The sequence below is a fragment of the Halomonas sp. 3D7M genome (assembly GCF_014897885.1).
GTDB lineage: Bacteria > Pseudomonadota > Gammaproteobacteria > Pseudomonadales > Halomonadaceae > Vreelandella.
The window spans coordinates 21,732-33,548 of record NZ_JABUZF010000267.1 but is presented as its reverse complement, the minus strand read 5'-3'; the positions used below and the strand labels follow the sequence as shown (position 1 = coordinate 33,548).

Below are 11,817 nucleotides of genomic sequence, written 5' to 3'. Positions count from 1 at the left end.
TACGTCCTGGAATGAACGCTTACGTTCAGGATGAGCCAAGACAACCAATACATTCATACTGCATCTCCCCTGTTGATTGGTTTGATGACAGACTAACCTGTTCACATACGATCAAACATTGGCTAAAAATAAGAGATAGGTTTGCATGAATGAACAGCAAATAAGATGGGACGACCTACAAATTGTGCTAGCGATTGCCGAAACAGGATCGCTATCCGGCGCCAGCCGAGCGCTGCGTATCAGTCATGCCACCGTCTTTAGGCGTTTAAGTGATATGGAGCAGCGACTGGGGGTGACTCTTTTCGAGCGCAGCCGCACAGGGTATACACCGACCTTGGCGGGGGATGATTTGACCGCTTCAGCCAAACGCGTGCAGAGCGAAGTCAACGGCGCCGAGCGCCGCATTATTGGGCAGGATTTGACCCTCACCGGCAGCTTGCGAATTACCACCACTGACACACTTTTCGCAGGGCTACTCTCACCGCTACTGGCAAATTTTCGCCAGCACTACCCAGATATCACGCTGGAAGTGGTTATCTCCAACCAGCTTCAAAGTTTATCGCGGCGTGAGGCCGATATCGCTATTCGCCCTACCCGTAAGCCACCGGAAACCCTCGTAGGCCGCAGAGTAAGCGATATCAACCTGGCGATTTATGGACAAAAGGCGCTTTGGCAAAACGCCCCACTCCTTCTAAACACCCCTCTGCCGCTAGACCCAGTGTCACTACAAAAAGAAGCTTGGATAGGCCCGGATGTTCATCTAGGCGATACAGCACTTGAAAAGTGGATGATGGATAAAAGCGCCGCCTACAAGCTAGACAGCATGCTCGGTATGCAATCCGCTGTCCGCCACGGGGCGGGGATTGCAGTACTCCCCTGCTATCTCGGTGATGCCGATGAAGCACTCCTAAGGCTAAGCGCCCCCATAGAAACACTGACCACTCCACTATGGCTGCTCACCCACCCAGACTTACGCCGTGTAGCCAGAGTACGCACGTTTATGGAAGCAATGGCGGGGGGGATTCGTGGCAACCTAGAGAGAGATAACCACTAGCCCTGTAAGGAGTAGTCAAATGACTTTCTGAGCAACAACGGCGTAAATATGCCACTGCTTGGGCTTACCAAGCAGTGTCTTACCCTGCGTATTATGCTCGATAATATCGATGACTCTAAACGCATCCTTAAAAAGCGCTTGGATGTTAGAGTAAGAGTGTATCGATAAATCTCCTCGCCCCATTTTTGCCCAGCTGTCATCAGGTCCCATGAAATGACCACAGAATACACCGCCCTTCAATAGTGAGCGCGTAAGGTTTTGCCACGCGCTGGCGAATAGCCCAGGATCACAAAAAAACAGGCTTGAACATGCATTAATGAGCGCAGTTCTTGGATACACAAACTGCTCAAAGCAGGACACTTTAGGAAATAGAGTTTGATGAATATAACGCCCTCCAACCTCCTCCAGACGCGCTATCGCTTCATCGCTTTTATCATAGGCATGCACTGTATAGCCGTGTTCTACCATGAATAGTGCATCGCGCCCTGCTCCGCAGCCTGCATCAACGGCGACCATAGGCAAGGTAGTGTCCACAAGACGAAGCGCCCGCTTTAATGGCGGATAAACCGCAGCGCTGAGTGACTTTTCGAGATATTTTTGCTCGCTCATTCCAACACCTCAACCCTTTAGCAACATGGGCGCAGCAAATATCGATGTGTACGCGGCTATAGCACACACCACTACTGCTCCAATCCCGCCAAAAACTGCTTCATTAAGTCATCTAGCTGCGCCAACTGCTCAGCGCTCATACCGCTCACTAATTGCGCCTGGGTTTCTACATGGGCCGTCACCGCTTCATCAATCAGTTCATACCCTGGTTGAGAAAGTGAAATCAGAAAGCCTCGCCTGTCCTCAGGGCTTTTAACCCGTTCGATCCACCCCGCCTTTTCCAACTGATTGATACGGTTGGTCATAGTGCCAGAAGACACCATTGAGGAAGCCATTAACCTCCTGACCCACTTAGCTATTTACAATGAGGCTTCAAAAGTAATTGCGTTTGGTGACGCCACATCGCTATCACTCATTGAAAACGGGTGCTTATAGTCCAACGTAATAGAAACATCTTTAAACCCGGCTTCATGCAACAAGCTTCTAAATTCAGAAACACCCCAAAAGCGCAGAGAAAAAATCTCTAACTCCGAAGAGACTAAACTTCCTGAACGCCAGTGTTCATACCTCAACTGAGAAACGGTGGTCTGATGTAAATAGCTGGTCTTCACCCTTGACTCTGTTAAGGTCAGCATATCCGCGCCTAAATTCCACATGCGCGCTTCAGGCCCAGAATCAAGCATAAAAGCCAATGAGTCTATATCTACAATAATTTTACCCGATTCTGATAAGCAAGCTTTTAAGCGCTTAAGAAAGCCTAAGCATGCAACAGGCGACTTAATTAACTGAATAGACCCTGCAGGCATTACTACCGCAGAAAACGCCTCCTGGTAGACAAAGTCTTCAAAATGTTGCTTGCTGACATTATCGGTTAAATTCCTTTTAGAAAGCTCCTTCTTGCAGATCTCTAACATATGAGGAGAGGCATCAAAGCCATGGACGACATGACCGGCCTCAAGCAGTGGTATAAGAAACCTCCCATTACCAACCGCAGGCTCTAAAATTGGCCCGCTAGTGTCCTTGAGGCGTGACAAATAAAACTCAATATCTCCAAACGTTCGGCCAATGGGTTTATCCACATGGTAAACCCAAGAGGCTAGAGATCCATACTCATTATCCATAAAGCCACCCTACTTCTTAGGTATCAATACACTAAACGGCGATTCCAAAATATCTTCCTTAGAAGAATTCAGAAGTTAAAACCAACCTTACTCAACTAGCTCATTTTCATATACAACCAGAGCTTGTCTTGCCACTTTTTCAACATCTAAGCTAAGAGCCAGATTTTTTTCGTTGACATCATCCAGATTAAAGAAGCAGGCATCTAGTGCATCATCACCCGCGAAGGGCTCACCTGAAACCCATACACAGAGTACAGCTATAAGCACAAAATGATATTCAAGCTCACTACGTTTATTGAAGTCTAATACGTCAACAGCATTGAACACTCTATGCACGTTGGCGATAACATTTGTTTCCTCGTAAAGCTCTCTCAGCGCAGCTTCTTCTATGGTTTCGCCTCGCTCAATTTTTCCACCTGGAAAGCCCCACCGACCAGCATCAGGTGGGTTAGAGCGACGCACTAAGAGTACTTTATCATCTTTTAATAGAACGGCGATGGTTGCGACCACCGGGCGTTGTTCCGACGTCTCTATAAACTCACAGCCACCCTGACCAGACATCACACCCTCTGTATCGATTAAAAATGACGACTCATATTACACAAAGGAAATCAGGCTGAAAGCTTCTCGAGTCGTGACAAAAGAAACTGTCTCAGCGCCTGAACCGCTGGACTAAACTGGCGACGGTCGGCGCAGATCAGATTGAACGGCGTGCGTTCAGTCTCCCAGTCTTCGCACAGAGGAACCAGGCGCCCATTACTCAAATCCTCAATAACATCCAGACGAGCCTTGTAAGCGATTCCTTTGCCGGACAGGGCCCAGCGCCGCACTGCCTCACCGTCATCGGCTACACGGCTGCCCCTCACTTTCACTGACACTTCTTGGCCATTTTTCCAGAAACGCCAGCGGCCATGCACGTCTTCACCGAGCATAAAACAGAGGCAGTTATGTTTCGTTAAATCCTCAGGACGAAGAGGTGTGCCGAACTGTTGGACATAGTCAGGCGAAGCGCAGAGCACGCGTCTGTTGTCTGGCGCAAGCGGCACAGCGATCAAGTTGGAGTCCGGCAATTCACCGTAACGTAAGGCGATATCAACCGGTTGGCGATATATATTAACCAATCGGTCAGACAATTGAATACGCAGGTCGATACGCGGATATATGTCGAGAAACTCATCTAGCCAGCCGAGTAGCAAATTCCGACCTATATCGGATGGCATGGATAGTTGCAGTACATCCTGAATAACGGTTTGACCTTTCTGTATAGCTTGGCAGCCATCATCCAGTAGTTGGAGTGCCTGCTGACAGTGACCAAGAAAGGTCTCGCCCTGATGAGTCAGGCGCAAGTGACGGGTTGAGCGGATAAACAGCGGCACGCCGAGTTCGGCCTCCAGCCTTTTCACTGCAGCACTCGTGGCCGCGGGTGATAGGTCCATCTGCCTGGCAGCGGCTGAAAGGCTTCCCTGACGAGCGGTTTCGATAAAAATCTTGAGATCCTGAATAGAGCGCATATTCAAATATTTTTTGAAGGTATTTGTATTGAAGGCTAGTTTTTCAAACCAATAAGGTCAAATAAGCTGCTTCTGTTTTTAGTGCATTCCGCTAGATCAGAAGTCGCCATGTCTCTCTCTGTCTTGAAATGGCGTTTCTATTATCGGTCGCTAGCCAACTTTTAGGCCCGACTGATGGCGATGCACAGCAGTGGAGTCGCACGGTTTTCCCATCCCGGTATGCCGCTGTCTTATCTGTAGATAAGTGAGCTTAGTGGATGGCAATGGCATGCGATCGACACTACCCAGTTAATCAAAGGAGTCACTCATGAAGCTGTTCAGCTCATATTCGCTGCCGGGAAAGTCTCTGCACAACCGTGTCGTCATGGCCCCGATGACACGTGCCCGCAGTACTCAGCCGGGCAACATCCCCAATTCACTTATGGCTCAGTATTACGCGCAACGCGCCAGTGCTGGTTTGATCATTACGGAAGCATCGCAGATTTCTCAGCAAGGACAGGGGTATAGCTTCACTCCCGGCATCCATAGTGCTGAGCAGGTGGACGGCTGGCGCAAAGTGACGGATGCGGTCCATGCCGAGGCTGGGGTTATATACCTCCAGCTATGGCATGTAGGCCGTATGTCACATGCTAATTTTCATCAGGGAGCCTTACCTGTTGCACCTTCGGCCATCAATCCTGAGGCCAGTATCTGGCTAGCCGATGAAAACGGTGTGGGTGGCATGGTGCCCTGCCCAACGCCACGCGCACTGGAAACCGAAGAGATTCAGGGCGTGGTAGAAGACTATCGACAGGCCGCCCGGAACGCCATGGAAGCCGGTTTTGATGGTGTTGAGATTCATGCCGCCAATGGCTACCTGATTGATGAATTTCTACGCACCACCTCGAATACGCGCTCAGACGCTTATGGTGGCAGTCGTGACAATCGAATCCGTTTTCTGGTTGAGGTTGCCGAAGCAGTGGCAAGCGAAGTGGGAGCTGAAAAAGTGGGCGTGCGTCTGGCTCCGTTCATTACGGCTCGTGGCATGAGCTGCCCGGATATCATCCCCACCATTCTGCATGCGGCAACTCAGCTACAGGAACTGGGTATCGGGTACATCCATCTGGCTGAAGCTGACTGGGATGATGCCCCCGAGATACCGAGCGATTTCCGCCTGGCGCTACGTCAAGTGTATCAGGGCACGCTGATTGTGGCTGGACGTTATGACAAGGAACGGGCCAGTCAAATGATCGATTCTGGGCTGTCTGACCTGGTGGCGTTTGGCCGCCCGTTTATAGCGAACCCTGACCTGCCTATGCGCCTGCATCACTGTTTGCCTCTGGCCAGTTTTCAGAATGACAGCCTTTTCGGCGGTGATGCCGAGGGCTATACGTCCTACCCCGCTTACTCGGCGACTTAAAACTTTCAGATAAAACAGGAGTACAGCATGGCACAGACAATGAAAGCAATCGGCTACCAACTGGCTCTGCAGATTCAGGAGGAGACTTCACTCTGCGATATCGAACTACCGATACCGGAACCCAGTGGGCACGATGTACTGGTTGAAGTGAAAGCCGTGGCGGTCAACCCGGTGGATACCAAAATTCGCGCCAATGTCGAGCCTAACCAAGGTAGCTGGAAGGTTCTTGGCTGGGACGCTGCAGGTATTGTGACATCTGTGGGAGAGAAGGTCAGCGCTTTCAAGCCCGGAGATGCTGTTTGGTATGCTGGGGATCTCAGCCGCCAGGGCAGTAATGCTCAATACCAGCTGGTGGACGAACGCATTGTCGGTCGCAAACCCAGCTCTCTCGATTTTGCTAGTGCCGCTGCGTTGCCGCTGACAGCCATTACCGCTTGGGAAATGCTATTCGACCGACTGAACATCAAACCCGGTCGGGAGCACGCAGGTGAGAAACTGCTGGTTATCGGTGCTGCTGGTGGTGTTGGTTCCATTCTGGTTCAGTTGGCGAGCCAACTAACCAGTCTGACCGTTATTGCCACGGCCTCTCGGGGGGAAAGTCAGGCCTGGTTGGAACAGTTAGGTGCGCATCATGTTATCAATCATAAAGCATCGCTGAGTAAGCAACTGCAGGAATTAGAGGTTGGAGAAGTTGACCATGTTGTCAGCCTTAACCACACCGAAGAGCATCTTGACGAGATTATTGCTGCACTGAAGCCGCAGGGTCAGTTTGGCTTGATCGACGACCCTGAAGTACTGAATGTACGTGCACTAAAGAGTAAAAGTCTCTCCTTACACTGGGAGTTCATGTTTACCCGTTCCATGTATAAGACCACAGACATGGTTGCCCAGCAAAAGCTGCTGAATGAAGTCGCCGCGCTGGTTGATCAGGGTATCTTGAAGAGTACGTTGGGTGTCAATGCGGGCAATATCAATGCGACTAACCTGCGTAGGGCTCACGAAAAATTGGAGGCCGAGAGTATGATTGGAAAAGTGGTACTCGAGGGATTCGAATAAACAGCGTTAGCCGAGATGAGCGCTAGCTTCTAATGCGAGAGGAAGCCCGTTTTTAGCGGGCTTCCTCTTGTTCAGCACACGAAAAACACTCAACCCCGTTAACATTAAAAATCGCCCACAAAACATGATTTGGGCTCGCCTTTTATATGTCAGCGCTTCAATGGGGGCGCTTAGCCTGAGCAGTACTGCCCTAGGTAGGATGCTCAACAATATCGATGTGTACGCGGCTATAGCACACACCGCTACTGCTCCAATCCCGCTAAAAACTGCTTCAGCAGAGCATCTAATTGCGCCAGCTGCTCTTCACTGAGGCCACTCACCAGTTGCGCCTGCGCTTCCACATGGGCGGTAACCGCTTCATCAATCAATTCAAACCCACGCTGTGAAAGAGAGATCAGAAAACCGCGCCCATCCTCTGGGTTTTTGACCCGCTCAATCAAACCAGCCTTTTCCAACAGGTTGATACGGTGCGTCATAGTGCCAGAGGTCACCATGGTTGAAGCCATTAACCCCCCTGGCGATAACGCAAAAGGGGGGCCTTCTCGGCGAAGGGTCGCCAAAACGTCAAAACTTGCACCGTTCAGCCCGTACTTTGTCCAGGTCTTTTCCAGTTCACGGGTTAAGCAGTAGCTCAGTCGCTTAATCCGCCCAAGGGTGGCCATCGGCGTAACATTAAGGTCAGGCCTTTCCTGTCGCCACTGATTAAGAATTCTATCCACATGATCCATAGAAGTACTGCGCTCCTTATTATTGCTTAGCCCATTTATCTTGACGTCAAGAGAACCTGCATATATCTTGATATCAAGACATTAATTGAGAGCATATCTAATGGCATTATCAAACACAATTGCTACACACTCATCAAAAAGGGTCTGGCTTGCACCACTGATTTACCTACTGTCAGGCGGCGCTCTACTCGGCCTTTCAACAAACTTGGCTAAATTTGCTGGTGAAATGCAGCTATCTGCACTCGCATTTCTGTTTTGGTCAATCACTGGGGCGGCATTAATTCTGTTGGCCGTCTCAGCACTGCGTGGCCATTTACCGCCTATAAGCTTGCGCTCGGTTGAGTACTACTCCGTAGCCGCACTGCTTGGCGTGGCTGGTTCTAACTTGATCTTTTTCTCCGCTATCCCACATGTGGGTGCTGGGTTCGTTGCCTTAATCATTACGCTACCGCCGCTGCTCACCTACATTGGTGCGCTGTTATTGAAAATAGAAAAATTTCAATTTATGCGAGCGGCTGGTGTTATGTCTGCGCTGTTGGGTGCCATCACCTTAGCCGCCAATAAGCTATCGTCACCTGATGCCAATCACCTCTGGATTCTGATTGCCCTGGCTGGCCCAGTGCTCTTAGCCATCGGCAACATCTACCGGACTCTGCGCTGGCCTGCAGGTGTGTCGAGCGGTGCTCTGGCCCCCGGCATGCTGATTGCCGCCGTTGTAATCCTGCTAGGAATAGGCTTCTTACCAAGCTTTTCGTTGCGTGTTCCAACTCAACACCACTTGCCCATCATGCTGATTGCACTCCAAGCGCTAGTGTTCGCAGGCCAGTTCTTTCTACTGTTCCTGCTCCAGAAAAGCGGTGGCCCCGTATTCCTGAGCTTATTGGGTTCCGTCGGCGCTGTCGTGGGGGTGCCTGTTGCGATCTTCCTCCAGGGAGAAGCCGCCCCTGAGGGCTTACTCCTAGGCATTGTCTTAATTGGCGCAGGTATTGCCCTGCTCAATATTGGCAAAGCCAAACAGCTTTCTCGTACTAACTGAATATCTACTCAATCAAGACCCACTAAACCAAGGAATAACGATCATGAAAGTCGCGATACTGGGTGCCGCAGGTGACGTCGGAACACGCATTATGAGTGAGGCGTTAGCGCGGGGACATCACGTCACAGGTGTAGTAAGAGCTGAAAGTCAGCGTAACAAGCTGCCTGCTGAGGCAAGCTACTGTGTCGCCGACATCTCAGACCCGCACCAGCTAACGCAGGCGGTCGAAGGCCAGGATTTATTGATCAGCGCTGTTCGCCCACCAGAGGGGCAGGAAGCGCTGCTGGTGACACTCACGGATGTGATTCTCAACAGCGCTCTCGCCGAACAACGTGTGCTATTAGTGGGCGGCGCCGCTCGATTGCTAATTCCCGGACGCAACGGGGAAACGGTGTTAACAGCCCCCGACTTTCTACCAGCAACAGCACTAGAAATTGCCAAGGCTTGCCAAGCACAGTACCAACGGTGCCTTGCCGAAACTCGCACAGCATGGACCTACGTCTCTCCTGCCGCCATGCTCGTCCCTGGAAAGCGGACAGGCAGCTTTCGCCTTGGCTCGGACACTCTTGTCATGGATAAGAACGGGGAATCGCGTATTTCAATGGAGGATTTTGCAGTAGCGATGCTGGATGAAGCAGAAACGCCAACACATATTCAACAGGCATTTACCGTAGGATATTAAGCCGATAAGACGCGGTACACCGAGTGCTAGGGAGCCTCTGGTTAGCTCTCGACGCTTTAATCATCATGTTTAGCGAGAAGCGCTTGATTGGCCTCCGCTATTTCATACTGATTAAACACCCGTATACCATGCTGGCGGAGCAGTGCGGCGGTTACTCCCATGCCTGGCACTTTTTTACCGGAAAAACTGCCATCATAGATAGCGGAACTTCCGCATGATGGGCTAGATTCAGCGAGTACCGCGACGCTTATATTAAATTTAAGACATAAATCTAGAGCAACGGAAGCCCCCGCCAAAAACTCGGCAGTGACATTGGCTCCCTCTTTTTCAATCACATCGGCTTCGCCATTTATTACGCTCTGACCATTGCCTTCAAAAATCTCTGCAGGCTGCCTGGGAATACTCATTCCCGCCTCAACCTCAGGGCAGACAGAAACAATTCGTCTTTCAGAATGCCACTGCTCAATAATCTGGTCTGCCACGGGAAGGGCTCGACCATCATAGCGAACCTTTTTCCCTAGAAGGCAGGCACTCATTAATACTTTTTTCAAAATACCGATCTCTAGTTTTGGTGGTTAGTCGTTAGAGCACTTAGCGAATACTACCACTCCCCTGCTGACCACTCCCCCTGAGCCGCGAACATTGCGGGTGCGCTGTAGGTTTACCACGCACTACCAACTATTTGAAGCCAATCCGTTGCAGTCATATACGATTAACGCCAAGGCTGTGCCTTGGCGTTTTGCTGGGTGTACTTCTTACCCCAACTGAAATGGGTAAACTGCCCCCACTTTTAGCAATTGCGTCAGCTCATCTAACGCCGTGAGCACTTCTGTGGCGAGCTTAGGATCGGCTAGATCATCTGCCGCAAGGCGATCACGGTAGTGGCGATTGACCCAAGCAGTCAGATCATCGTACAGCGCATCATTCATTAATACGCGGCCGGTCAACGCTGCCCGTTCGGCTTCGGATAGGGCAACCCGCAGGCGCAGACAGGCGGGGCCACCGCCGTTGCGCATGCTCTGTTTAACGTCTTTAACGACCACGTCACTAATCGGATTATTGCCGGCCAGAATAAAGTCCTGGATCGTACGCCAAACCGCTTCACGCTCTTGGCATTCGCTGGGCACGACCAGCGTCATGGTGCCATCCGGGTTGGAAAGGAGCTGGGAGTTAAACAGGTACGATGCTACCGCATCTTCCATGCTCACCGCGTCTAGCGATACCCGCACGGGAATCAGTGGTGTGGACATTTTGCTACGCAGCTCATCTAAGGTGCGCGCTTCATCCAAAAAGGCCATTTCGTGATAGAGCAATACGGGGCCATTACCCACGGCAATGACATCGTTGTGGAAAACACCCGCATCGATAGCATCCGGATGCTGTTGAGCAAACACCGTTTGTGCATCTGTTAGCCCGTGCTGGCGGGCCACTGCTTGACTGGCTTCCAGGGTTTGCCGAGCGGGGAAGCGTTTTGGCTCACGTTCGCCGCTACGCACGTCACCAAATGCTTGACGACCATACACAAAAAGGTGAACACCTGGCTCGCCGTGTTCACCGCATAGCCGGGTGTGATTGGCCGCGCCTTCATCAGAAAAAGCAGGCGTTGCTGGCAGTACCGGATGATGAGCAAAGTGCTGCTCATCATGGAAAATAGCCTGTAGCACCCGGCCGGTGGTTTGCGGCTCTAGGTAGCGATGAAAACTGGACTGTAGGTTCGCCGGTGTAAAATGCACTCGGCGGTCAGGCGCATCAACACTTGGGGTAACGGTGCCTGCGTTGGCCGTCCACATACTGGAAGCTGAGCAGACCGCCCTCAGCAGCTGGGGTGCCTCTTTGGCGGCACGGTTCAGCACATCGCTATTGCTACCGCTGAAGCCTAAATCCCGTAATGCGCCCACATCAGGGCGCTGTTGAGGGGGTAATACGCCCTGAGCGTAGCCAGCATCCATCAGTGACTTCATTTTCAGAAGCCCTTGCAGTGCGCCCTCTTTAGGGTTGGACACCAGACCACCATGACTCATCGACGCCACGTTGCCATGGGCCAGCCCTGAGTAGTTGTGGGTGGGCCCAACCAAGCCGTCAAAGTTGACTTCTCTGACGCTGTTATTAACTACGTTGTTATTCACCACGTCGCTCATAGGTTGACTCCTGGCGGCAGCGTTTCCGGCATTTCCAAGCTATCGGCCTCCATCGACGCCACTGGGTAAGCGCAGTAGTCCGCCGCATAGTAAGCGCTGGGGCGGTGGTTACCGCTGTCACCTACGCCACCAAAGGGAGCGTCGCCAGAAGCCCCTGTGGTTTGGCGGTTCCAGTTCACGATGCCCGCACGAATGCGCAGCAGGAAGTCGTCCCAGTCGGCTTTATCACCACCGATGAGTCCTGCAGACAGGCCGTAGCGTGTATCGTTGGCAAGGGCTAACGCTTCATCCCAATCGCTGTAACGATGGATTTTCAGCAGTGGGCCGAAATGTTCTTCATCGGGCACGTCCAACCCTGTGACATCAATCAGTGCCGGGCTTAACAGGCTGGTGTTCTCTTTAAGGCGCTGCATCCGGTTAATCACCGTACCGCCCAGGGCTTCCAGCTCGTCTTGCGCCTTAAGCAAGCCATCGGCAGCTGCC

14 protein-coding genes (1 of these 14 cut by a window edge) are annotated in these 11,817 nt (G+C 51.5%); 5 read left to right on the top strand and 9 right to left on the bottom strand.

Going from position 1 to position 11,817, the window contains the following annotated elements; all coding sequences use genetic code 11:
- The first annotated feature begins 145 nt into the window (after window positions 1-145).
- Window positions 146-1,054 (top strand): LysR family transcriptional regulator, encoded by a 909-nt coding sequence (locus INT22_RS17955; protein WP_193068677.1) that lies wholly within the window; start codon window positions 146-148, stop codon window positions 1,052-1,054.
- Between the two features lie 15 nt (window positions 1,055-1,069).
- On the opposite strand, the gene INT22_RS17950 is transcribed toward INT22_RS17955, so the two are convergent.
- The 5 genes from INT22_RS17950 to INT22_RS17930 all read right to left on the bottom strand — a co-directional run bounded on the left by INT22_RS17950 (window position 1,070) and on the right by INT22_RS17930 (window position 4,295).
- Window positions 1,070-1,663 carry a class I SAM-dependent methyltransferase gene (locus tag INT22_RS17950; RefSeq protein ID WP_193068676.1) on the bottom strand — a complete coding sequence of 198 codons (594 nt, stop codon included), beginning with the start codon at window positions 1,661-1,663 and terminating at the stop codon, window positions 1,070-1,072.
- Window positions 1,664-1,734: 71 nt separating this feature from the next.
- A complete protein-coding gene (locus INT22_RS17945; RefSeq protein ID WP_226912876.1) occupies window positions 1,735-1,998 on the bottom strand; it encodes a MarR family winged helix-turn-helix transcriptional regulator in 264 nt (87 codons plus the stop codon).
- A gap of 24 nt (window positions 1,999-2,022) precedes the next feature.
- The gene (locus INT22_RS17940) at window positions 2,023-2,784 is read right to left on the bottom strand and encodes a class I SAM-dependent methyltransferase (RefSeq protein ID WP_193068675.1); all 762 of its coding nucleotides are present in this window, start codon (window positions 2,782-2,784) and stop codon (window positions 2,023-2,025) included.
- 87 nt (window positions 2,785-2,871) lie between these two features.
- Complete coding sequence (locus INT22_RS17935; protein ID WP_193068674.1) at window positions 2,872-3,345, bottom strand: NUDIX hydrolase; 474 nt, start codon at window positions 3,343-3,345, stop codon at window positions 2,872-2,874.
- A gap of 50 nt (window positions 3,346-3,395) precedes the next feature.
- The gene (locus INT22_RS17930; protein ID WP_193068673.1) at window positions 3,396-4,295 is read right to left on the bottom strand and encodes a LysR family transcriptional regulator; all 900 of its coding nucleotides are present in this window, start codon (window positions 4,293-4,295) and stop codon (window positions 3,396-3,398) included.
- Between the two features lie 307 nt (window positions 4,296-4,602).
- Here INT22_RS17930 and INT22_RS17925 point away from each other — a divergent pair, with 307 nt between their 5' ends.
- The gene (locus INT22_RS17925; protein WP_193068672.1) at window positions 4,603-5,694 is read left to right on the top strand and encodes an alkene reductase; all 1,092 of its coding nucleotides are present in this window, start codon (window positions 4,603-4,605) and stop codon (window positions 5,692-5,694) included.
- A 39-nt stretch (window positions 5,695-5,733) separates the two neighbouring features.
- Complete coding sequence (locus INT22_RS17920) at window positions 5,734-6,750, top strand: zinc-binding alcohol dehydrogenase family protein (RefSeq protein ID WP_193068679.1); 1,017 nt, start codon at window positions 5,734-5,736, stop codon at window positions 6,748-6,750.
- A gap of 242 nt (window positions 6,751-6,992) precedes the next feature.
- Here INT22_RS17920 and INT22_RS17915 read toward each other — a convergent pair whose 3' ends face one another.
- Window positions 6,993-7,478: a MarR family winged helix-turn-helix transcriptional regulator gene (locus INT22_RS17915; RefSeq protein ID WP_193068671.1), complete on the bottom strand. Its 486-nt coding sequence runs from the start codon at window positions 7,476-7,478 to the stop codon at window positions 6,993-6,995.
- Between the two features lie 100 nt (window positions 7,479-7,578).
- On the opposite strand from INT22_RS17915, the gene INT22_RS17910 reads away from it, so the two are divergent.
- Window positions 7,579-8,514: a DMT family transporter gene (locus tag INT22_RS17910; RefSeq protein WP_193068670.1), complete on the top strand. Its 936-nt coding sequence runs from the start codon at window positions 7,579-7,581 to the stop codon at window positions 8,512-8,514.
- Between the two features lie 43 nt (window positions 8,515-8,557).
- Complete coding sequence (locus tag INT22_RS17905) at window positions 8,558-9,196, top strand: NAD(P)-dependent oxidoreductase (protein WP_193068669.1); 639 nt, start codon at window positions 8,558-8,560, stop codon at window positions 9,194-9,196.
- 56 nt (window positions 9,197-9,252) lie between these two features.
- On the opposite strand, the gene INT22_RS17900 is transcribed toward INT22_RS17905, so the two are convergent.
- From INT22_RS17900 to astD, 3 genes are all read right to left on the bottom strand, one after another.
- A complete protein-coding gene (locus INT22_RS17900) occupies window positions 9,253-9,747 on the bottom strand; it encodes a DUF523 domain-containing protein (protein ID WP_226912875.1) in 495 nt (164 codons plus the stop codon).
- Between the two features lie 204 nt (window positions 9,748-9,951).
- Window positions 9,952-11,334, bottom strand: coding sequence for an N-succinylarginine dihydrolase (astB, locus tag INT22_RS17895; RefSeq protein WP_089039520.1), 1,383 nt, complete (start codon window positions 11,332-11,334; stop codon window positions 9,952-9,954).
- Window positions 11,331-11,817: the end of a succinylglutamate-semialdehyde dehydrogenase gene (astD, locus tag INT22_RS17890; RefSeq protein WP_193068668.1), read on the bottom strand. Its footprint extends 1,010 nt past the window's final position; the window shows 487 of its 1,497 coding nt (coding positions 1,011-1,497); its start codon lies off the right edge, out of view; it ends in the stop codon at window positions 11,331-11,333. The genes astB and astD overlap by 4 nt, the downstream gene beginning before the upstream one ends.